The 21,713-nt window shown below is 66.8% G+C and carries 17 protein-coding genes and 1 pseudogene; 12 read left to right on the forward strand and 6 right to left on the reverse strand.

Annotated elements, in window-relative coordinates; genetic code table 11:
• Positions 1-331, forward strand: a 331-nt coding sequence (locus tag Tchar_RS04830; RefSeq protein WP_201739304.1) for a PD-(D/E)XK nuclease domain-containing protein, incomplete at its 5' end; no start/stop codon positions are given.
• 185 nt (positions 332-516) lie between these two features.
• Positions 517-999, forward strand: a pseudogene (locus Tchar_RS04835) (transposase); the annotation flags it as partial.
• An 84-nt stretch (positions 1,000-1,083) separates the two neighbouring features.
• On the opposite strand, the gene Tchar_RS04840 reads toward Tchar_RS04835, so the two are convergent.
• Positions 1,084-3,195 carry a M3 family metallopeptidase gene (locus Tchar_RS04840; protein WP_144327954.1) on the reverse strand — a complete coding sequence of 704 codons (2,112 nt, stop codon included), beginning with the start codon at positions 3,193-3,195 and terminating at the stop codon, positions 1,084-1,086.
• Between the two features lie 78 nt (positions 3,196-3,273).
• A complete protein-coding gene (locus Tchar_RS04845) occupies positions 3,274-3,756 on the reverse strand; it encodes a YhbY family RNA-binding protein (RefSeq protein ID WP_144327955.1) in 483 nt (160 codons plus the stop codon).
• Positions 3,757-3,893: 137 nt separating this feature from the next.
• Here Tchar_RS04845 and Tchar_RS04850 point away from each other — a divergent pair, with 137 nt between their 5' ends.
• From Tchar_RS04850 to glmM, 4 genes are all read left to right on the forward strand, one after another.
• Positions 3,894-4,601: an RlmE family RNA methyltransferase gene (locus Tchar_RS04850; RefSeq protein WP_144327956.1), complete on the forward strand. Its 708-nt coding sequence runs from the start codon at positions 3,894-3,896 to the stop codon at positions 4,599-4,601.
• A gap of 183 nt (positions 4,602-4,784) precedes the next feature.
• A complete protein-coding gene (gene ftsH, locus Tchar_RS04855) occupies positions 4,785-6,674 on the forward strand; it encodes an ATP-dependent zinc metalloprotease FtsH (protein ID WP_144327997.1) in 1,890 nt (629 codons plus the stop codon).
• Between the two features lie 385 nt (positions 6,675-7,059).
• Entirely contained in the window at positions 7,060-7,890 is an 831-nt protein-coding gene (gene folP, locus Tchar_RS04860) for a dihydropteroate synthase (protein ID WP_144327998.1), read from the forward strand.
• 234 nt (positions 7,891-8,124) lie between these two features.
• Positions 8,125-9,465 carry a phosphoglucosamine mutase gene (glmM, locus tag Tchar_RS04865; protein WP_144327957.1) on the forward strand — a complete coding sequence of 447 codons (1,341 nt, stop codon included), beginning with the start codon at positions 8,125-8,127 and terminating at the stop codon, positions 9,463-9,465.
• 102 nt (positions 9,466-9,567) lie between these two features.
• Here the strand turns inward: glmM and asd are convergent, their stop codons facing one another.
• The gene (gene asd / locus Tchar_RS04870) at positions 9,568-10,461 is read right to left on the reverse strand and encodes an archaetidylserine decarboxylase (protein ID WP_236640235.1); all 894 of its coding nucleotides are present in this window, start codon (positions 10,459-10,461) and stop codon (positions 9,568-9,570) included.
• A gap of 41 nt (positions 10,462-10,502) precedes the next feature.
• Here asd and Tchar_RS04875 point away from each other — a divergent pair, with 41 nt between their 5' ends.
• On the forward strand, positions 10,503-12,182 hold the full coding sequence (locus Tchar_RS04875; protein WP_144327958.1) for an aminotransferase class III-fold pyridoxal phosphate-dependent enzyme: 1,680 nt from the start codon (positions 10,503-10,505) through the stop codon (positions 12,180-12,182).
• Here the strand turns inward: Tchar_RS04875 and Tchar_RS04880 are convergent, their stop codons facing one another.
• Complete coding sequence (locus Tchar_RS04880) at positions 12,183-12,785, reverse strand: hypothetical protein (RefSeq protein ID WP_144327959.1); 603 nt, start codon at positions 12,783-12,785, stop codon at positions 12,183-12,185.
• A 137-nt stretch (positions 12,786-12,922) separates the two neighbouring features.
• Between Tchar_RS04880 and Tchar_RS04885 the strand changes: the two genes are divergently transcribed.
• A complete protein-coding gene (locus Tchar_RS04885; protein WP_144327960.1) occupies positions 12,923-14,167 on the forward strand; it encodes a glycosyltransferase family 4 protein in 1,245 nt (414 codons plus the stop codon).
• Here the strand turns inward: Tchar_RS04885 and lplT are convergent.
• Positions 14,088-15,371, reverse strand: a complete 1,284-nt coding sequence (gene lplT / locus Tchar_RS04890; protein WP_161595456.1) for a lysophospholipid transporter LplT — start codon at positions 15,369-15,371, stop codon at positions 14,088-14,090. The genes Tchar_RS04885 and lplT overlap by 80 nt on opposite strands.
• Before the next feature lie 217 nt (positions 15,372-15,588).
• On the opposite strand from lplT, the gene Tchar_RS04895 reads away from it, so the two are divergent.
• The 4 genes from Tchar_RS04895 (at position 15,589) to Tchar_RS04910 (ending at position 20,061) form a co-directional block, all read left to right on the forward strand.
• On the forward strand, positions 15,589-16,440 hold the full coding sequence (locus tag Tchar_RS04895) for a GNAT family N-acetyltransferase (protein ID WP_144327962.1): 852 nt from the start codon (positions 15,589-15,591) through the stop codon (positions 16,438-16,440).
• Positions 16,440-17,318 carry a UDP-2,3-diacylglucosamine diphosphatase gene (locus Tchar_RS04900; protein WP_144327963.1) on the forward strand — a complete coding sequence of 293 codons (879 nt, stop codon included), beginning with the start codon at positions 16,440-16,442 and terminating at the stop codon, positions 17,316-17,318. The genes Tchar_RS04895 and Tchar_RS04900 overlap by 1 nt, the downstream gene beginning before the upstream one ends.
• 65 nt (positions 17,319-17,383) lie before the next feature.
• A complete protein-coding gene (gene ppk1, locus Tchar_RS04905) occupies positions 17,384-19,522 on the forward strand; it encodes a polyphosphate kinase 1 (RefSeq protein ID WP_144327964.1) in 2,139 nt (712 codons plus the stop codon).
• A gap of 65 nt (positions 19,523-19,587) precedes the next feature.
• Positions 19,588-20,061: a SixA phosphatase family protein gene (locus Tchar_RS04910; RefSeq protein WP_144327965.1), complete on the forward strand. Its 474-nt coding sequence runs from the start codon at positions 19,588-19,590 to the stop codon at positions 20,059-20,061.
• Between the two features lie 120 nt (positions 20,062-20,181).
• Here Tchar_RS04910 and Tchar_RS04915 read toward each other — a convergent pair whose 3' ends face one another.
• Positions 20,182-21,666 (reverse strand): Ppx/GppA phosphatase family protein, encoded by a 1,485-nt coding sequence (locus Tchar_RS04915; RefSeq protein ID WP_144327966.1) that lies wholly within the window; start codon positions 21,664-21,666, stop codon positions 20,182-20,184.
• Positions 21,667-21,713 lie beyond the last annotated feature (47 nt).

Raw genomic sequence — 21,713 nt, forward strand, 5'->3', positions numbered from 1 at the left:
CGACTGGTACCGCGCCAACCCCATCACCCAGTACGAGGGTTACTGGGCCAGCGTCTTCTACAGCCACCTGGCCGCGCTCGGCTTGGAGCTGATTGCCGAAGACGTCACCAACCACGGCTGCATCGACCTGACGGTGAAGATCCCTGAGCGCATCTATCTGTTCGAGTTCAAGGTGGTGCCCGACCAGGCCACCGGGCAGGCGCTGGCCCAGCTCAAAGCGCGCGGCTATGCGGACAAGTACCGCGCCGACGGGCGACCGCTGCATCTGGTCGGCATCGAGTTCAGCCGGCAGCAGCGCAATGTGGTGGGGTTTGAGGTGCAGATGGGCTGAAGCCTTGCCGCTGCGCGGCAGCAACAACCAAAGAAAAGCCTGTGCGCGCCGCACAACGGCCGCACAAGAGCCGTGACCCGCACACCGGCGGCCAGGCCCTAACAGGCCGTTGAAAAAATCCCCCGCCGACGCTGGCCTCGGCCAGTATGATCTGAAACGATCGGCGAACGACGCGGACGAGGACGATGAGAGGCAACCAAGACTTCCCAGGCAAGCGATGTTCAGCTACATCAGCCTTGAAGAGCGCGTGCCGCAGACACACCCGCTGCGCAAGCTGCGCGCCGCAGTCGTTGCGCTGCTGGCGACGATGAACCGCGAGTTCGACGCGGTGTACGCCCGCCGGGGCCGCCCCTCGGTGCCGCCGGGGATGCTCGATGCCCTGCTGCTGCAGATCCTGTTTTCCATCCGCAGCGAGCGCCAGTTGGTCGAGGCCATCGAGTACAACCTGCTGTACCGCTGGTTCGTGGGATTGAACATCGAGGACAAGGTCTGGGGCCACTGCCCCTTCAGCGCGCCAACCGCGAGCGGCTCTTCAACGAAGACTTGGCCCGCGCCTTTTTCGAGCGGGTCAAGCACACACCGCCGATTGGGCAAGCTTGAGCAGCGACGAACACTTCAGTGTGGATGGCACGCTGATCGAGGCCTGGGCCTCACACAAAAGTTTCAAGGTCAGGCCGTGCCCCGCGCACCAGCGCTCGAGCAGCACATGCAGCTAGGCTGCTTGGCTTTGCCGAGGTTGGATTACAGGAGTATCACACCAAGCCGCGGTGGCGCAGCAGGGCGTCGATGCGCGGCTCTCGGCCGCGAAAGGCACGGAACGACTCCAACGCCGGCCGACTGCCCCCGGTTTCCAGGATCTCGCGCCGGAAGCGCTCGCCGGTGGCGCGCTGCAGCGTGTCGCCGCCGGGGCCGGCAGCCTCTTCGAACGCCGCATAGGCATCGGCGCTGAGCACTTCCGCCCACAGGTAGCTGTAGTACCCCGCAGCGTAGCCGCCGGCGAAGATGTGGCTGAAGGTGTGCGGCATACGATGCCACGCCGGCGGCTGCAACACCGCCACCTCGTCGCGCACCTGCTGCAGCAGCGCCATCACATTGCCGTCCGGGGTGCCTTCCAAGTGCAGCCGCATGTCAAACAGCGCGTACTCGATCTGACGCAGCAGCTGCAGGCCGCTTTGGAAGTTGCGCGCCGCCACCATCTTGTCGTAGAGGGCGCGCGGCAGCGGCTCGCCGGTGTCCACGTGGGCCGTCATACGTTGCAAGACGCCCCATTCCCAGGCAAAGTTTTCCATGAACTGGCTGGGCAGTTCCACCGCATCCCACTCCACGCCGCTGATGCCTGCCACCGCGTGCTCGTCCACTTGCGTGAGCAGGTGGTGCAGCCCGTGCCCGAATTCATGAAACAGCGTGATGACGTCGTCGTGCGTGAGCAGCGCCGGCTTGCCCTGGACGCCCTCGGCGAAGTTGCACACCAGATGCGCCACCGGGGTTTGCAGGCCCGCGCCGTCGGGGCGGCACCAGCGGCTGCGCGCGTCATCCATCCAGGCGCCGCCGCGCTTGCCGGCGCGCGCGTGCGGGTCCAGGTAAAACTGCCCCAGCAGCCGGCCGTGCCGCTCGATGCGAAAGCGCCGCACCGTCGGGTGCCAGGTGGGCGCAGGATCTTCGTCGATGACGACATCGAACAGCGTTTGCACCACATGGAACAAGCCGTCGAGCACGCGCGGCAGCGGGAAGTACGCTTTGACCTCTTGCTCGCTGTAGGCGTAGCGTTCTTGACGCAGCTGCTCGGCCAGATAGGTCCAATCCCAGGCCTGCGGATCGTCCCAACCGAGGCGGTCACGCGCGAAGGCGCGCATGTCGGCCACGTCCTGCTGTGCGAAGGATCGCGCCCGCTGCGCCAAATCGCGCAAAAAGCCCAGCACGTGCTCAGGTGAGGGCGCCATCTTGGTGGCCAGCGACAGGTGGGCAAAACTCGGGTAGCCGAGCAGTGCAGCCTCTTCAGCGCGCAAGGCCAGGATCTCACGCAAAATGGGGCCGTTGTCCAGGCCAGCGGTGTCGCCTTCGGCTTGGTCGCTGGCGCGCGTGCCGTAGGCACGATACAGCCGCTGGCGCACGTCGCGATCGTGCGCAAACTGCATCACCGGTAGATACAGTGGCAGTTTCAGACTCAGGCGGCATTGGCCGTCGTGCCCGTCGGCGCGCGCGGCTTCGCGCATCGCCGTCAGCACGTCGTCGGGCACCCCGGCCAGTGTCGAGGGCTCGACGTACGCTCGATACCCGTCGGTGGCATCGAGCGCGTTTTCGCTGAATTTTTGCGCCAGCTCGGCCTGCCGCTCCTGAATCGCGGCAAAACGCGCCTTGGCTGCGCCCTGCAGTTCCGCGCCGCCCAGCACGAAGTCGCGCAGCGCCAGCGCCCGCGCGCGCTGCTGTGTGGCATCGAGCGTGCCCGCATCGATGGCCTTGAACTTGGCGTAGAGGCGTTCGTCCGCACCCAGGCGGGTCCAGAACTCGGTGACGGCCGGCAAGGTCGCGTTGTAGGCGGCGCGCAGCGCCGGCGTGTCGGCCACGGCGTTGAGGTGGCTGACCATGCCCCAGGCACGCGCCAAGCGCTCGGTGGCCACATCCAGTGTGCGCGCCAGCGCGGTCCACTCGGCCGGGAAGTCGTCGGCGGTGACGCGCTGCAGCGCGGCGTCGGCCTGTTGCAGCAGGGTTTCGATGGCCGGCTGCACATGCTGCGGCTGCACCGCGTCGAAGCGCGGCGGATCGGCAAAGTCCAAGAGCGGATTGTCGGCGGCGGGTATCTCGGTCGAGGGAGCCGCCGCGGAATCCGGGGTAGCCAGTGTGGTGAGGTCTGCGCGATCGTTCATGGCCGCAAGCATGCCAGATAAATCGATGCGCCGCGTCGCGGCAAGCGCGTGCCCCCTGGACGCCGCAGACAACCCCGCTCAATCCTGGGCGGCAGCAGCGGCCTTCTTGGCGCTTTTCATGCGCCGCTTGGCTTTTTTGACCAGGCCGCCCGGCGTGATGCGTTGGTTGCCCAGCACGCGCACGGTCTTGATTTCGGGCCGCTGCCCCGGTTTTTTGCCGTACTTGACGACTTTGTACTCGCGTGGGCCGGGCTTGCGATCGTCGTCGCTGGCTTTGCGCTTGGGTGGTAGCGGCCGCCACAGCACGAGCAGCTTGCCGATGTGCTGCACCGCTGCCGCCCCCAGGGTGTCTGCCAGTTCGAACAACCAGGCCTCACGCTGCGCGCGGTCGCCGGCGAGCACGCGCACTTTGATGAGGCCGTGGGCGTTGAGCGCCGCGTCGATTTCGGCTCGCACGGCGTCGGTCAGCCCATCGGCGCCGATCATCACGACCGGCTCCAGATGATGGGCTTCGCCACGGCGCACGGCGCGCTCGGCAGGGGTGAGTTCAATGCGGGCCATGAGACGCATTATCCCGCAATCGACGCCGCAGTGCCCATCGGGCGCAGCGGCTGGCCGGCGGGGGCTGGACACGCGGGTCACGCTGCCGCCACAGTCACCCGCTGCCGTCGCCGGTCGAGGCGGCTATAGTGGTGCGGATGAAGGTCAAAACGCAGAGCAAAAAGGTCAACAAGGCGTGGCTCAACCAGCACGTCAACGATCCGTGGGTGCGGCTGGCGCAGAAAGAAGGCTACCGCGCCCGCGCGGCCTACAAGCTCAAGGAGCTCGATGAGGCGTTTCATTTGGTGCGGCCTGGGCAGTGCATCGTCGATTTGGGCTGTGCGCCCGGCGCCTGGTGCCAGTATCTGCGGCGCCGCTTGGGCACCGTCAGCCGAGCGGGCGAGCCAGCGCGCCTGCGCGGCACCATCGTCGGCGTCGATGTGTTGCCGATGGAGCCGATCGACGGCGTGCACTTCATCCAGGGCGACTTTCGCGAGGAATCAACCCTGCAGGCGTTGCAGGCCGCGTTGCAGCAGGCGCGGCCGGCGGGGGCGCGCAGCGTCGATCTGATCGTGTCGGACATGGCGCCCAATCTCTCGGGGGTGGAAGAGGTGGATGCCGCACGCATCGAGCACCTGATCGAGCTGGCGCTGGACTTCGCCGTGCAACACCTCAAACCCGAGGGGGCCCTGGTGGCCAAAGTATTCCATGGCCAAGCCTACGACCGTGCGGTGCGCCTGTTTCGCCAACATTTTCAAACGGTCAAGGTGCACAAGCCCAAGGCGTCGCGCCCGCAGTCGGCGGAAACCTTTCTGATCGGGCGCGGTCTGAAAGGTGTGCCCAACGCCTGTGGCCACACGCCATAGGCTGCGGCAATCCGTTTCATTGGCAGGGTTGCAGACCAAAGGTGTCTCAAGGGCCCTCGACAAGCCCTACAATGCAACGCATATGGGTTTGGGCAGAGCACCCGCCGGGCGGCGGATGCGCACGGTCAGCGTCAGGAGTTTTCGTTGAACAACAACCAGTGGTTCTCTAAGGTGGCGGTCTGGATGGTGATCGCCATGGTGCTGTTCACCGTCTTCAAGCAGTTCGATGGCCGCGCCAGCAGCGGCGCCGGCTATATGGCCTACTCCGACTTCCTCAATGAGGTGCGCGCCCAGCGCATCAAGAGCGCGACCATCCAAGAGGGATCGAGCGGGACCGAAATCATCGCCATCACCACCGACGACCGGCGGGTGCGCACCAACGCCACCTATCTGGATCGCGGCTTGGTGGGCGACCTGATCGCCAACGACGTCAAATTCGACGTGCGGCCGCGCGAAGAAGGTTCGCTGCTGATGACCTTGCTCGTCAGCTGGGGGCCGATGTTGCTGCTCATCGGTGTGTGGATCTACTTCATGCGCCAGATGCAGGGCGGCGGCCGCGGCGGGGCGTTTAGCTTCGGCAAGAGCAAGGCGCGCATGCTGGATGAAAACGCCAACACCGTCACCTTTGCCGACGTGGCCGGCTGTGACGAGGCCAAGGAAGAGGTCAAGGAAGTCGTCGATTTCTTGAAGGACCCACAAAAGTTTCAAAAGCTCGGCGGCCGCATTCCGCGCGGGTTGCTGCTGGTTGGCCCGCCGGGCACGGGCAAGACGCTGCTGGCCAAGGCCATCGCCGGCGAAGCCAAGGTGCCGTTCTTCAGCATCTCCGGCTCCGATTTCGTCGAGATGTTCGTCGGCGTGGGTGCCGCGCGCGTGCGCGACATGTTCGAGCAGGCCAAGAAAAACGCGCCCTGCATCATCTTCATCGATGAAATCGACGCCGTTGGGCGGCAGCGCGGTGCGGGTTTGGGCGGCGGCAACGACGAGCGCGAGCAGACGCTCAACCAGATGCTGGTGGAGATGGATGGCTTCGAGACCAACCTCGGCGTCATCGTCATCGCCGCCACCAACCGGCCCGACATTTTGGATGCGGCGCTGCTGCGCCCGGGCCGCTTCGACCGCCAGGTGTACGTGACGCTGCCCGACATCCGCGGTCGCGAGCAGATTCTGAAAGTGCACATGCGCAAGATTCCGATCGGCCCCGATGTGAGCCCCGAAATCATCGCGCGCGGCACACCCGGCATGAGCGGCGCCGATCTGGCCAATCTGTGCAACGAAGCGGCCCTGATGGCGGCGCGGCGCAACGCGCGCGTCGTCGAGATGCAGGACTTCGAGAAGGCCAAGGACAAAATCCTGATGGGCCCCGAGCGCAAGTCGATGGTGATGCCCGAGGCGGAGCGCCGCAACACCGCCTATCACGAGGCCGGGCACGCCCTGATCGGCAAGCTGCTGCCCAAGTGTGATCCGGTGCACAAGGTCACCATCATCCCGCGTGGCCGTGCGCTCGGGGTGACGATGAGCCTGCCGGAGCAAGACCGCTACAGCTACGACAAGGAGTACATGCTCAATCAGATCGCGATGCTGTTTGGCGGCCGCATCGCCGAGGAGGTGTTCATGAACCAGATGACCACCGGGGCGAGCAACGACTTCGAGCGCGCCACCCAGATCGCGCGTGACATGGTGATGCGCTACGGTATGTCGGAAAAGCTCGGACCCATGGTGTACGCGGAAAACGAGGGCGAAATTTTCCTGGGCCGCTCGGTGACCAAAACCACCCACATCAGCGAAGAGACGATGCGCCAGGTCGATGCCGAGGTGCGCCGCATCATCGATGAGCAATATGCGCTGGCGCGCCGGCTGATCGAAGAAAACGCCGACAAGATGCATGCGATGGCCAAGGCGCTGCTGGAGTGGGAGACCATCGACAGTGACCAGATCGACGACATCATGGCTGGCCGCCCACCGCGGCCGCCGAAGGACATGAGCCCGCGTTCGCCCAACACCGGCGGCGGGGATTCGGGCGGCGCCGCGCAGCCCGTGCAGGGGGCCTCACCGCAGGCGCCGTCGGCGGCGTGAAGTCGCCCATGTATCGCCGGCGGCGTCGGCTCGGTGGTCGTTCGTTGGCTGCGCCTGGCTCGCACGAACGACAGCGAGTCAGGATGGCTGCAGGGCGGCGTCGAATCGGTGGCGTCCGTGACCGCGTAGCGCACCCGCCCGCGGTGCACCCGTCGAAAGAGGTCTGACAGTGAACGAGCTGGATGGAGGGCAGGCCGGCACCACCGCACCCGGCGCCGTAGCGCCTGCGTCATGGGGTGCGACCGGGGTGGCTGCCGCCAGTGGCGCTGTTGGGTGTTCGCCCGGCGCTGCGGACGCGTGCTCGGCGACCTCCCATTCTTCGGTGGCATCGGCAACCGTTTGGCGCACGACCCGCTTCGTCATCGATTTGTCACAGCCGCGGGTGATGGGCATCGTCAACGTCACCCCCGATTCGTTTTCCGATGGCGGGGCACACGCCGACGCCGCTGCGGCACTGCGACACGCCGAGGCGCTGCTGGCGCAGGGTGCCGATATGCTCGACATCGGGGGCGAGTCCACCCGGCCCGGTGCCCCGCCCGTGCCGCTGGAGGTCGAGCTGCAGCGCGTGCTGCCCGTGGTGCGCGCGGCGGTGCGGTTGGGGGTGCCGATCAGCGTCGATACCTACAAGCCGGAGGTGATGGCGGCCTGTCTGGACCTGGGGGCCGACATCATCAACGATGTGTGGGCGCTGCGCCGCTGCAGCGCCGATGGCCGCAGCGCCGAGGCGGTGGTGGCAGCGCACCCATCGTGCGGTGTGTGCCTGATGCACATGCATCGGCAGCCACAGGATATGCAGGTACAACCGATGCAGGGGCCGGCGACCCTGGCAGTGGTGGCCTTTTTGGCCGAGCGGGCCCAGGCTTTGCGTGCGCGCGGCGTCGCGCGCGAGCGCATCGTGCTCGACTACGGTATCGGTTTTGGCAAGACGGTCGAGCAAAACCTGGAGTTGCTGGTGCGGCAGGACGCCATCCTGGCCTTGGGCTACCCGCTGTTGGCGGGTTGGTCGCGCAAATCGACGCTGGGGCGGCTGACCGGACAGGATGAGGCCGCGCGCCGCGTCGGCGCCAGCGTGGCGGCCGCTTTGCTGGCGGTGCAGCGCGGCGCGCGCATCGTTCGCGTGCACGACGTCGAGCCGACCGTACAGGCCTTGCGCGTGTGGCAAGCCGTGCAAACGGCGCAACGGAACCAGGCAGGCCGCGAGGCCACGCGCGCGTAAACCCCGACCCGATCGGCGCTGCAAAGGCGAAGCGTAACACCTAGCGCGCGCCCGCGCCTGGCGCCACGCCGCCGGTGGGTGCGCAGCCAGCGTCGTCCGAAAAGCGACCGCTGCGTTGACCGGCCGACAGGCTTGACCTGTCGGGTCGGGCAGCGGCCCCTCCGTACAATCGACCACTGCTTTCACCGCGCCCGCGGCGAGGCGTCATCGTTTGCAGCAAGGGAGCCCGTTCACATGTCGCGCCGTTATTTTGGAACCGATGGCATCCGGGGTACGGTCGGCCAGTCGCCGATCACGCCCGATTTCGTTTTGCGCTTGGGGCACGCCGTCGGCCACGTGCTGCGGTGCCAGGCCGATGCCGACCACCGTCCGCTGGTGCTGATCGGCAAAGACACACGCATTTCGGGCTATATGCTGGAGTCGGCGTTGGAGGCGGGCTTCAATTCGGCCGGGGTCGATGTGATGTTGCTCGGGCCCGTTCCCACGCCGGCGGTGGCCTATCTGACGCGCGCGCAACGCGCCCGTCTGGGCGTCGTCATCAGCGCCAGCCACAACCCATACCCGGACAACGGTATCAAATTTTTCAGCGACCAAGGCATCAAACTGCCCGATGCCTGGGAGCTGGCGGTGGAGGCGGCGCTCGAAGACGCGCCGCTCTGGGTCGACTCGGCGCACCTGGGTGGGGCGCGGCGCCTGGACGACGCGGCGGGGCGATACATCGAATTTTGCAAGAGCACCTTTCCGGCCGAACTGTCGCTGCGGGGGCTCAAAATCGTCGTCGATGCGGCCCACGGTGCGGCCTACCACATCGCGCCGGCGGTGTTTCACGAGCTGGGAGCCGAGGTGGTGCCCATCGGCTGCAGCCCCAACGGCCGCAATATCAACGATGGCGTCGGCGCCACCCATCCGCAAACCCTGGTGGCGGCGGTGCGCGCGCATCAGGCCGATTTGGGCATCGCCCTGGACGGCGATGCGGACCGGCTGCAGATGGCCGATGCCAGCGGGCGGCTGTTCAACGGCGACGAGCTGCTCTATCTGCTGGCGGACGACCGTCTGGGCTGCGACGAAGTGGTGCCGGGTGTGGTGGGCACCCTGATGACCAATATGGCGGTGGAGCAGGCATTGGCGGCGCGCGGCGTGCGCTTGGTGCGCGCACCGGTGGGTGACCGCTACGTTCTGGAAGAGCTGCACCGCCATCACTGGTTGCTCGGTGGCGAAGGCTCGGGCCACTTGATCATTCTGGACAAGCAAACCACGGGCGATGGCATCGTGGCCGCGTTGCAGGTACTGCAGGCTTGTGTGCGGCAGCAGCGCACGTTGGCCGAGCGCTTGCAGGGTGTGACGCTGTTTCCCCAAGTGCTGCGCAACGTGCGATTGCGCCCGGATCAGGACTGGCGGGCGAATGCAGCGCTGGCCGCAGCCATTCGCGCCGCCGAAGCCGATTTGGGGGCCGACGGGCGCGTCCTCATCCGCCCCAGCGGCACCGAGCCCGTGCTGCGCGTGATGGTGGAGGCGCGCGACGAACAACGGGCACGGCATTGGGCCGATGAGCTGGCCGCGGCTGCACAAGTCTGAGACCAGCGTATCGCCGGGCGCCGTTGGCGGATGTCGCGACGGGCAGTGGCTGATCCGCGCGGTTCGGCTGTGCCCGTAGGGCCGGGACCCGCAGGGCTGCGCTCAACCCACGCGCTGCCACAAAGGCTGCCCGGCGCGCAGCCGCACGCCCGATTCGACCCCCGGCGCCAACTCATAGCCCGCTGGTACGAAGACGATGATCGTCGAGCCGTGCTCGAACCAGCCGATTTCCTGCCCGCGTTGCAGCGCCACGCCACAGGGAATCACGTTCGGTCCCGAATAGCGCAGGTGCAAGGTCACGTCCACCGGATGCAGGCGAATGCTGGCAACCAAAATGGCGGCCACGGCCACCATCGCCATGGGCGTGCCGTCAGTCAGCTCAGTCTCCAGTAAGGCACGTTCGTTGCGGCAAAACAGCCGCTGCACGCGGCGCAGCGCAATCGGGTTGACGTTCCAGGTGTCGCCACTGAAGTAGGTGACGCGATGCAGGCGCAGGTCGGCCGGGGCGTGGAAACGGTGGTACATGGTCGCCGTCAGCCGCAAGGTGACGAAGCGCCCATCCGCGAAGGTGCGTGCACACGTCTCCCCCATCAAATCTTCCAGCCGATAGGGGAAGCCCTTGGCCTGCCAAGCGGTGGTGCCGCACACCGGCCCACAGGCGCCGACGATGGCGTCGCACGGACTGCACAAAATATCCGCTCTGGGGTCGAAGGGGCGGGCGCCGGGACGCAGCGCGCGTGTGAAGACGTCGCGTAGGCTGCGATAGGGGCCGGGCGCGGCATCGCTCAAGTCCAGATCGTCGAATAGCCGCCACAGCGTCAGCGACAGCCGCAGCAGCAACGGACTGTCGATGCGCGCGTACCAGCCCATCGCATGGGTTAGGGCTGCACGCGGCACGCGATTGGTCAGCAAAAAGTTCAGGTCCTCGTGCAGCAGCACGCGGTCACGCCAGTGCCGCCAGCCGCTGCTGGCCTTCATCGGATTGTCAACGCCCATGGCTACAACTGTGGCGACCGATGTTGAAAGGGGTGTGACAAATGGCCGATTGGTGGAGCTGGGCAGCATGGGCGCCTGCGGTGGCGGCACTGCCATGGGCGCGGCAGCGCTGGCGTCTGTCGCGCGCCAAATACCCGTCGTTGGCCGGTCATGCCCGCTTGGCCAAGACGGTGGCGCGTCTCGTACCGGGCTATGCCTACTCGCTGGAGACGGCCTTCGACGTCGATGGTGCGCCCGCCGATGTGGCCCAGACGCGCCGGGCGGCCTTCCTCGCTTTGGGTGAACGCCTGCGCATGCGCAGCCCCCGCACCCTGCAGGCCACACGGGCCGCGCGCAGCGCACTGCCCGACTTGCAGCTCACGGGACGCTACCGGGTGCCGTTTCCCTTTGCCGACGTGGTGGCCGCGCATTTACCGCTGGGCGCGTTTTGGGACCGCAGCCATGGCGTACAGCTGGTGGATCTGGACGGCCACACCTACTACGACTTGGCGGGCTCGTATGGCGTCAATCTGTTCGGCCCGGATTTTTACAAGGACTGCGTGCAAGAGGGCGAGCGCATGGCCCGCTCGTTGGGGCCGGTGTTGGGCGGCTATCACGCCTGCGTGGCCGACAACGTGGCGCGGCTGCAGGCGATCTCAGGGCTGGAGCAGGTGAGCTTTCACATGTCGGGCACGGAAGCCGTGATGCAGGCGGTGCGGCTGGCGCGCTACCACACCGGGCGGCGGTACGTGGTGCGCTTTGCCGGGGCCTATCACGGCTGGTGGGAGGATGTGCAGCCTGGGCCCGGCAATCCGCTGCCGCCACGCGACACCTATACCCTCGCCGATCTGTCCGAGCGCAGCCTGGAGGTGTTGCGCTCGCGCCGCGACATCGCCTGCGTGCTGGTCAACCCGCTGCAGGCGCTACACCCCAACCACAACGCACCGGCAGACTCTTCCCTGGTGGGCACCCGGTGCTTGCAGCGCGCCGAGCGCAGCGCCTATGCCGATTGGCTGCGTCGCCTGCGCGCGGTGTGCCGCGAGCGCGGTATCGCCTTCATTTTGGACGACGTCTTCATGGGCTTTCGTCTGGCGCGCGGCGGCTCTCAAGAATATTTCGGCGTCGAGGCCGATATGGTGTGCTACGGCAAGACGCTGGGCGGCGGCTTGCCGGTGGGCGTGGTGTGCGGCCGCGCCGAGTGGATGCAACGCTTTCGCCCTGAGCGCCCGGCCGACTTGTGTCTGGCGCGGGGCACCTTCAACGCCCACCCGTATGTGATGGCCACCATGAACGCGTTTTTGCGCCGGCTCGACGAGCCCGCGGTGGCGGCTGCCTACGAGGGGCTGGATGAACGCTGGCAGCGGTGGGAACACGAATTCAACGCCGCCTTGCAAGCCGGGGGTTTTCCGGTGCGGGTGTCGGCGCTGTCGTCGGTGTGGACGCTAAACTACCTGCAACCCAGCCGCTATCACTGGATGTTGCAGTACTACTTGCGCGAGGCCGGCTTGGCCTTGAGTTGGGTGGGCACCGGACGCTTCATTTTCAGTCTGGCTTACCGCGACGAGGACTTGGTCGAGGTGCGCACACGGCTGCTGGAAGCGTGTGCGCGCATGGCGGCCGACGGCTGGTGGTGGCGCGATCCGAGCGTGGATGAGGCGCAATGGCGGCGCCAACAACGCCGCCGCCTCTTGGGTGAGCTGGTGCGTGCCCGTGGGTGGGGCCGCGCTGCTCCACCTGCCTGATCAGCCCGCGCGTTGCTCGCCGTCGAGCCGCTGCCCGCGCCACAAGTGCAGCGGTGCGCGGTGGTAGAGCTTGATATCGTGGAACGGATCGGTGAGGATCTTGGTGGCCCAGGCCAGCGCCGTCAACGCGTTGTGGGTCCACCACAGCTGCACGACGCGAAACAGCAGGCCACCGATGGCCAGCCACAGCCACAACCAGCCCACGTTGCGCCAAAAGCCCCAGTTGTCGCTGTGCGGCTGCAGCCAGCCAAAGAAGTCCGGGTCCCACCACAGCAGCACCGGTATCGCGGCCCAGAGTGCCATCAGCACCGTCTTGCGACGCAAGTTGTAGCCGACCTTGATCGCCTCCTTGTACTCGTGGGTGGCTTGGTTGACGTGATCGTAGCCCTTCGGTTCAAAGAAAAAATGCCCGGACTGGCGCGTCACCATCGAAATGCCCCAGCCGATCAGGGCGGCGACGGCGGGGTCGATCCACAGCCAGACATACGCCACCAAAAACGAGATCGCGCTGATCAGGTGCAGGGTCTGGTTGATGCGGCTGTGGTGATAGTAGCGGTGGTCATCCCAACGTTGGGTGCGCAAGGTATGCAAAAAAGCATTCACGGGTTCGACTCCTTGGATGTGGGCTGCTACGAGTGCGTCGCCGATGGTGCGCGTCGTGTATGAAAACGTGGTGACAGCCGCCGCCGTGCCGCCGGCCTGTCATACCGCTGTCGCGCAGCGCGGGCACGCTCGCTGCCATGGATGAAGCCCTGACCATCGACAGCCTGCCGCCGCGCAATCCCTCCTTGCGCGTGGCGGTGGTGACCGAGACCTTCCCGCCCGAGATCAACGGCGTGGCGCAGACCATCGAGCAGCTGGCGCGCGCGCTGCAGGTGCGCAACCACCACGTGCAGATCGTGCGCCCGCGTCAGCGCGCCGACGACTATGACCGCGATGGCGCGCGCCTAGGGCTGGAGCAGGTGCTCACGCGCGGCTTGCCCATCCCGCGCTACCCCCAGCTGCGTGTGGGTCTGCCAGCCAAACGGGCGCTGCAGTCGCTGTGGACCGTGCGGCGACCGGACCTGGTGCACATCGCCACCGAGGGGCCGCTGGGTTGGTCGGCTCTGCGGGTGGCGCGCAAACTGCGCCTGCCGCTGAGCACCGACTTTCGCACCCAGTTCCACGCCTACAGCCGGCACTACGGCCTGGGGTGGATGGAAAAATCGATCCTGGGCTATCTGCGGCACTTCCACAACCAGGCCGACTGCACCTTCGTGCCCACCGAGGCGTTGCGTGCCCAACTGGCGGGCTGGGGGTTCGAGCGGCTGTGCGTGGCGCCGCGTGGGGTCGATGCCGAGCGCTTCTCACCGCGCTGGCGCAGCGCGGCGCTGCGCGCGGCGTGGTCGGCCAGCGCCGACGCGCGCATCGTGCTTTATGTGGGACGGCTGGCGGCGGAAAAAAACCTCGACTTGCTGGTGCGTGCCTATGAGGCCATGCGTGCCCACGACCCGGCTTGGCGGCTGGTCGTCGTCGGCGATGGCCCCGAGCGCGGCGCGTTGCAGGCGCGCTGCCCGACCGCCGTCCTCACCGGGGCGCTGTCGGGCATGGCCCTGGCCGAAGCCTACGCCAGCGCCGACGTGTTCATCTTTCCCAGCCAGACCGAGACGTTCGGCAACGTCGTCACCGAAGCGCTGGCCAGCGGTGTGCCGGTGTTGGCCTTCGATCTGGCGGGGGCCCACACGCTGGTGCAAAGCGGGCGCAACGGCGTGTTGGTGCCGCCTGGGGACGAGCGGGCCTTCGTGCGCGCAGCCGAACTTCTGGCACGCGAGCCGCACACCGTCGCGCGCCTGGCGCAGGCGGCGCGGCCGAGCGTGCTGCACCTGTCGTGGGCGCACATCGCCGAGCACATGGAGCAGCACTGGCTCAGGCTACTGGCGGCCCGCCAGGGCGCGGGGATGTCCTTTGCGCTGGCGTGGCACGGTCGCCCCGCCAGTGACGGGTGATGGCCCACAGCAGCCCAAAGCCCAGGCCCATCGTCAGCCCCAACCCGCTCATCAGCGGCAGCAACGGCAGACCTGCTTGCTGGGTGGCACTGTACAGCGCCAAGGCCAGCAGGACGCTGGCGTTCTCGTTGAAGCCTTGGATGGCGATCGAGCGCCCCGGGCTGAGCAAGCGGTGCCCGCGGTATTGCAGCAAGGCGTTCATCGGTACCACCAGCACACCGCCCAAGGCCCCGATCAGAACCAGCACGGCCACTGCCCACACGGGTTGGGTGATGTGAACGCCCGCCGCCAATGTCAGGCCGAGCACGGCTCCGACCGGCAAAACCCGCAACGCGTGCCGCAGTGTGATGTGCCGCGCCACCAGCACCGCGCCCACCACCACCCCAAGCGCCACCGCCGCCTGCAGATAGGCCGCTTGCGACAAGGGCCAGTGCAGCCGCTCCTCAGCCCAGCGCAGCACGGCGAATTGCATGACGGCCCCAAAACCCCAAAAAAAGGTGGTCACGCCGAGCGACAACCCGCCGTAGGGGTCGCGCCACAGCCGCGCGTTGTCAGCCCCGAACGATTGCCACACGCGCAGCGCCTGCGACCAAGGCAGGCGATGGCGCGGCGGCCGCGGCGGCACGTGCAGATGACCGATGGCGGCGGCGCTGTACAGGCCCAGGATCAGCAGCAAGGCCGCTGCCAGGGAGGGCGGCACCGCCGTGGCAGGCCACACCGGTGTCAAAGCGATGTGGCTGAGTTGCCGCATGGGTTCGGACACCAGCCACCCACCCAGCGCCGTGCCCAGCAATACCGCCAGCACCACCGACCCCTCCAGCCAGCCGTTGGCAGCGACCAGCCGCTGCCCCGCAACCGACTCCGTGATCCAGCCGTATTTGGCCGGCGCATACAGGGCCGCACCGATGCCCATCCAGGCCAACGCGAGCAAGGGATGGCCGCCCAGGGTCAGCGCCAGCGCGCCCAAGGCCTTGACCGCGTTCATCGCCGTCATCAGCGCTGGCTTCGGTACCGCGTCGGACCATGCCCCCACCATGGGGCCGAGCACGACGTAGGCGGTGGTGAAGCTGAATTTGAGCAGCGGCGCCCACCAAGCTGGGTGGCCTTGCTCGTGCAACAGCGCCACGGCCACGATGAGCAGGGCGTGGTCGGCCAGTCCCGAGACGAATTGCGCGGCGATCAGCCAGAGAAATCCCGTCGGCATGGGCTCTGCAGTGTGGCCCTGGCCTGTGGCGCTTTCATGACGAGGGCGCCGAGCGCCGCTGCCGGTGATGCCCATTCACGCAATCGACACACGCGCGCCATCGGCGCGTCATGCGGCGTCGCCACACTGCGATGCTGCAGGCCTCGTGGCAGGGCGCTCGGCGCAATGAGCGCCCCCGCTGGCCGCACCGTCAGGCAACCGCTGGAGATCACCGTCCATGAAAGAACTGCCCACCCCGACCTTACACCTGGCTTCGCTGACGCCCCCGCTGCCGGGGGCGGCCAGGAGGTTGCTTCATCCTTTACCGCAGGATGGAGCTGCGGCGGGCGGCTTGCGGGTGGCCTGGGCGCGGCATCTGGACGATGTTCGCCAAGCGCAGCGGCTGAGGTACCGGGTATTCGTCGAGGAAATGGGTGCGCGTGTGACCAGCCCCGTGCCGGGCCACGATGTGGACTTGTTCGACGACTATTGCGAGCACCTGCTGGTGCGTGAGGAGGGCAGCGGCGAGGTCGTCGGCACCTACCGGGTGCTCACACCGGCGCAGGCGCGCCGCGTGGGGTGCTTCTACAGCGACACCGAATTCGATTTGACCCGCTTGCGCGCCTGGCGCGAGCAGATGGTCGAGTTGGGGCGCAGCTGCGTACACCCCCAACATCGGCACGGTGGCGTCATCATGGCGCTGTGGGCGGCGCTGGCCGACTTCATGGTGCGCAACAAACTGCACCTGATGATCGGCTGCGCGAGCATCCCGATGGGCTACGGGGGCGCGCACGCCATGTCCGGCGGCGGTCACGCCGCCGCCAGCATTTGGCGTCAGGTGCGCGAGCGGCACCTGGCCTCGGTGGAATTTCACGTTCAGCCGCGGGTGCCGCTGCCCGTTGATGCGCTCGACGACGGCTCGGTGGTGGAACCCCCGGCGTTGGTCAAAGGCTATCTGCGGCTGGGCGCCAAGGTGTTGGGGCCACCGGCATGGGACCCAGAGTTCAACACGGCCGATTTGCCGATGATGATGCGGCTGGACGATATGCCGCCGCGCTATCGGCGCCATCTGCTGGGGGAGCGATGCTGATGGGCTGGGGCCCGCTGGCGCAGCGTCTGCAGACGCGCGACGCCGGGCTGCGCTCGGCCGCCGACGCTGCGGTATTCGACGCCGATGGCGCCGTCGGCGACGACAAGGAGCGCAAGCCCCCGTTGTTGCGCGCGGTGTTCATATCGGACGTGCACCTGGGCACGCCTGGCTGTCAGGCCAAGGCCCTGCTGGCCTTCTTGAAGGCGCACCCGTGCGAGCGCTTGTACCTGGTGGGTGACATCATCGACGGCTGGCAGCTGCGACGCCGCTGGTACTGGCCGCAAAGCCACAACGACGTGGTGCAAAAGGTGCTGCGTGCGGCGCGCAAAGGCTGTCGGGTCATCTTCGTGCCCGGCAATCACGACGAGTTCGCGCGTCACTTCGTGGGCCACCATTTCGGTGGCGTCGAAGTCGTGGAGGAGGCGGTTCACGTGACCGCCGATGGGCGCCGCCTGTGGGTCACACACGGCGATCTCTACGATGGCGTGGTGCAGTATGCGCGCTGGCTGGCCTACCTGGGCGATACGCTCTACGAGCTGGCCCTGCGCCTGAACCGGCACTTCAATTCCTGGCGCGCGCTGCTGGGCTTGCCCTACTGGTCGTTGTCCCAGTATCTCAAGCACCGGGTGAAATCGGCGGTATCCTTCATCACGCGGTTCGAGGAGGCGCTGGCGCGCGAGGCGCGCCGCCGCGGCATGGACGGAGTGGTGTGCGGCCACATCCACCGCCCCGAAATGCGCGACATCGGCGGCATTCTGTACTGCAATGACGGCGACTGGGTCGAGAGTCTGAGTGCGTTGCTCGAGCACAAGGACGGGCGACTGGAGATCGTGCATTGGGCCGCGCGCGCCGAAGCGGTGTCGACGCGTGCATCGTGAGCTTGGTGACCTCGATGTCATGAAAATGTCACGGAAGTGCGGCGTTTTCGCGAAATAATGTAACGATGACGTCCGCTGTTGCAACTTCTGCTTCGACGAGCCCCGCTGCCGCGCCTGCTGCTGCCACCGCTGCTGTTCCGTCGGTTCGCCACGCGTTTTTGGATCGCGACCAAAGCATCCTGGCGTTCAATGAGCGGGTGCTGGATTGGGCCTGCCGCAAGGAGGTGCCGCTGCTGGAGCGCCTGCGGTATTTGGCGATCGTCTCCTCCAATCTGGATGAGTTTTTCGAGGTGCGCTTTGCCCCTCATCACGCGGCGCGTATGACCAACGAACAGCGCGGCGTGGCCACGGTGGAGACCTACCACGCGCTGACGCAGCGTGTGCACGCGCTGGTGCAGCGCCAATACACCGTCTACAACGACGAGTTGCTGCCGGCGCTGGAAAAACGCGGCATTCGCATCGTCACCCATGGCGAGCGCAATCCGCGCCAGCGCCGCTGGGTGCGGGACTATTTCGTCAACGAGGTCCAGCCACTGCTACTGCCGGTTGGTCTGGACCCCTCGCATCCGTTCCCGCAGGTGGCCAACAAATCGCTCAATTTCATCGTGCGGCTGGGCGGGCGCGATGCCTTCGGACGCGAGAACGACATCGCCATCGTCAAGGTACCACGCGCGCTCAAGCGCTTCGTGGCGATGCCGGCGGCCGCGGGCAGCAAGCAGCTGCATTTCGTCTCCATCTCCAGCATCATCCGCACCCACTTGGCCGATCTGTTCCCCGGGCGCACGGTGCTGGAGTTTTCGCAATTTCGCGTCACGCGCCACTCCGACCTGGCGCTGGACGAGGAGGAGGTGAAAAACCTGCGTACCGCGCTGCGCCTCGGGTTGCAACAGCGCCACTACGGGCAGGCCTTGCGGCTGGAGGTCTCGGCGGGCTGCTCCGATTATTTGGCCAACTTTCTGTTGGAGCAGTTCGGCCTGCCGCCCGAGAGCCTCTATCGCGTGCCGGGTCCGGTCAACCTGGTGCGTCTGAACCAGCTCATCGACCAGATCGACGCGCCAGCGCTGCGCTTCGAGCGCTTCACGCCGGGCTGGCCGGTAGAGCTGACGCCAGGGCAGTCGTTTTTCGAACGCCTCAAACGCGGCGATGTGCTGATTCACCAGCCTTACGAGAGCTTCGACGCGGTGCTGGCGTTTTTGCGCGAAGCGGTGGAAGACCCCAGTGTGCTGGCCATCAAACAAACCATCTACCGCACGGGTCAGCGCAGCGAAATGACCGAACTGCTGCGCGAAGCGGTGCGGCGTGGCAAGGAAGTCACGGCCGTGGTCGAGCTCAAGGCGCGCTTTGACGAAGAGGCCAACATCAACCACGCCGAGCAGCTGGAATCGGTGGGTGCGCAGGTGGTCTATGGCATCGTCGGCTTGAAGACGCACGCCAAGATGCTGCTGATCACCCGCCGCGAGGGTGCGCGCCTGGTGCGCTACGCCCACATCTCCACCGGCAACTACAACCCCGGCACGGCTCGGGCCTACACCGATTTGAGTTACCTGACCGCCGACGAGGCGCTGACGGCGGATATCGATGCGATTTTCGGCCACCTGGCCAGCCAGAACCGGCTGCCGCGCCTCAACAAAGTGCTGATGGCGCCTTTTTTGCTGCAAAAAGGCTTGCTGGAGCGCATCGACGCCACCATCGCCGCCGCCAAGGCCGGGCAGCCGGCGCGCATTCTGCTCAAAATGAATGCGCTTACCGACGAGCCGCTCGTGCGCGCGCTGGTGCACGCGTCGCAGGCGGGGGTTCAGATCGAGGCCATCGTGCGCGGCGCCTGCATCTTGCCCGCCGGCGTGCCGGGCTACACCGACCATGTGCGCATCCGCTCGGTGATCGGGCGTTTTCTCGAGCACTCGCGGGTGTTTTATTTTCATTACGGCGAGCACGAGGAGCTGTGGCTGTCCAGCGCCGATTGGATGAACCGCAATATGCTGCGCCGCGTCGAGCTGGCTTGGCCGGTGACCGACCCGCAATTGCGGGCGCGCATCATGGACGAGTGCCTGCATTTGTACCTGGCCGATCAGCGCGATGCCTGGCTCTTGCAGCCCGATGGGACCTATGTGAAAGCAGCGACCGTGGCCGGTAAACCCGGACGCGGCGGGGCGCTGCCGGCGGCTCAAGCGACGTTGATGAACCGCTACGGCACCAAGGGTTAGCACGCGGCGCTGGTCGACGGCGCCCCGAGCCAGCCGGCGGCGCGGCAGGGGCAGAGAGGATGAATATGGACCTGATACTGTGGCGCCACGCCGAAGCCGAAGACTTGGACGAGACCGATGAGCGTGGCGGCGATGATCTGTCGCGTCGGCTGACCGCGCGCGGTGAAAAGCAAGCTGCGCGGATGGCGGTCTGGCTCGATCGCCACTTGCCCGAAGGCACCCGCGTGTGGTGCAGCCCGGCGGTGCGGGCGGAGCAAACCGCACTGGCCTTGGGGCGCAAATACCGTGTGCGCGCCGAGCTGGCCCCAGGCGCCGCGCCCGAGGCGTTGCTGGAGGTGGTGCAATGGCCGCACGCACACCAGGCGGCGCTGGTGGTGGGGCACCAGCCGACTTTGGGGCAGGTGGTGGCGCAGTTGCTGGGGTTGACGACCGGCGCGTGTTCGATTCGTAAAGGGGCGGTGTGGTGGTTGCGGCATCGCGAGCGCGAGGGCCAGTGGCAAACGATACTGCTGAGCGTCCAAGCGCCCGATCTGTTGTGAGCGCTTGGCGGTGGCGGTACCCGGGCCGCGGACCGGTGCACCGCCGCGGACGATGTGAATCGGGCGGCTGCAGCGCGTCTTGACCGACGACCTCCTGGCGTCCGCAGCCTCAGCCGTTGTTTACGGTAGTGCCAATTGCAGGCGCCAGGGGGTGCGTGCCCAGTGCTGCGCTTCTTCCTGCAGCAGCCACGCCGACTGCGGATACTGTTGGGCCCAGCCGCTTGTCGCCTGGAAGCGAAAAATCTGTCGCACGTACGACAGCCGAATCGCATCGATGTCGGGGTCTTTGCGGGCATGACACAGCAGCACCGCCAGGCGCAAACACAGCAGCTGCTTGACGAATAGCTCATCGTCGAGGTGCGCTTCGAGTTTGCGCAGCTTGCCCCGCTGGCCCAGCACCAGCAAACTCATGCGGTGCAGCTCTGGCAGCGAAAAACCCGGTGCATCGACGTGGTCCAAGATATAGGCGCCATGGCGGTGAGCGCTGGTGTGCGAGATGTGTGCGCCGATTTCGTGCAGATGGGCCGCCCACGCCAGCTTTTGCGAGTAGCGGCCGTTGCGCGGGTCGGGCCGCGCCACCTGCTCGAACAAGCGCGTCGCCACCCGTCCCACGCGCTCGGCCTGGGCCGTGTCGACGGCGAATTTTTGCGCCAACCAGCGCACGGTGCGCTCACGCACGTCGGTTTGGTCCGAGGCGCGATCGATCAGGTCGTACAGCGCCCCCTGCCGCAGCGCGCCTTGCGCGCGGTGCACCCGTGACCAGTCGAACAGTTCGAACAGCGCCAGCAAAACGCTCAGCCCCCCGGCCAGCACCGGGCGGCGATCGTCCTTGAGCCCATCGAGGCGCAGCTCATGGACGTTGCCGGCGCGCACCAGGCGCTGCACGATCCACTGCATCCCCTCACGCGTGATCACGCCCAGCTCAAAGCCAGCCTGCCCCAGTATGTCGGTCAGCGCCCCGGCGGTGCCCGACGAGGCATACACGGCGTCCCAGCTGCCGCTGGGGAAGACGTCCAGCGCCTGGTCCAGTACCGCCTTGGCGGCCACGACGGCGGTGCGCATGTCGGCTTCGGTGACGCGCCCGGCCGGAAAGTATCGCTGCGACCACGCCACGCTGCCCAGACCATAGGACTCCATGCGCAGTGGGCGGTAGCCCTGTCCCAAGATCATTTCGGTCGAGCGCCCCCCGATGTCCACCACCAAGCGGCGCTCGTCCGACTGCGGCAACAGATGGGAGACGCCTTGGTATATCAAGCGCGCTTCTTCGTGCCCGGCGATGACATCGATGGGAAACCCCAAGATGGCTTGCGCGCGCTCCAGGAACACGTCGCGGTTGCGCGCTTCGCGCAGCGTCTGGGTGGCGACGGCGCGCACCTGGTGACGTTCAAAGGTACGTAATTTTTCGGCAAAGCGAGCCAGGCAGGCCCACCCCCGCGCCATCGCGTCGGCCGACAGTGTCTTCGTATCATCGAGCCCCGCGCCCAGGCGCACGGTTTCCTTCAAATACTCCACCCGCTCGATGTGGCCGCCGCTGTAGCGGCCGATTTCGAGTCGGAAACTGTTCGAGCCAAGGTCCAGCGCGGCCAGCAGGGTTCCGTCTTGCATGCAGGGCTTCCGTCGTTGCCTCTGAGCATACCAAAGCCGCTTGCCCC

It is taken from the genome of Tepidimonas charontis, from assembly GCF_007556685.1.
GTDB lineage: Bacteria > Pseudomonadota > Gammaproteobacteria > Burkholderiales > Burkholderiaceae_C > Tepidimonas > Tepidimonas charontis.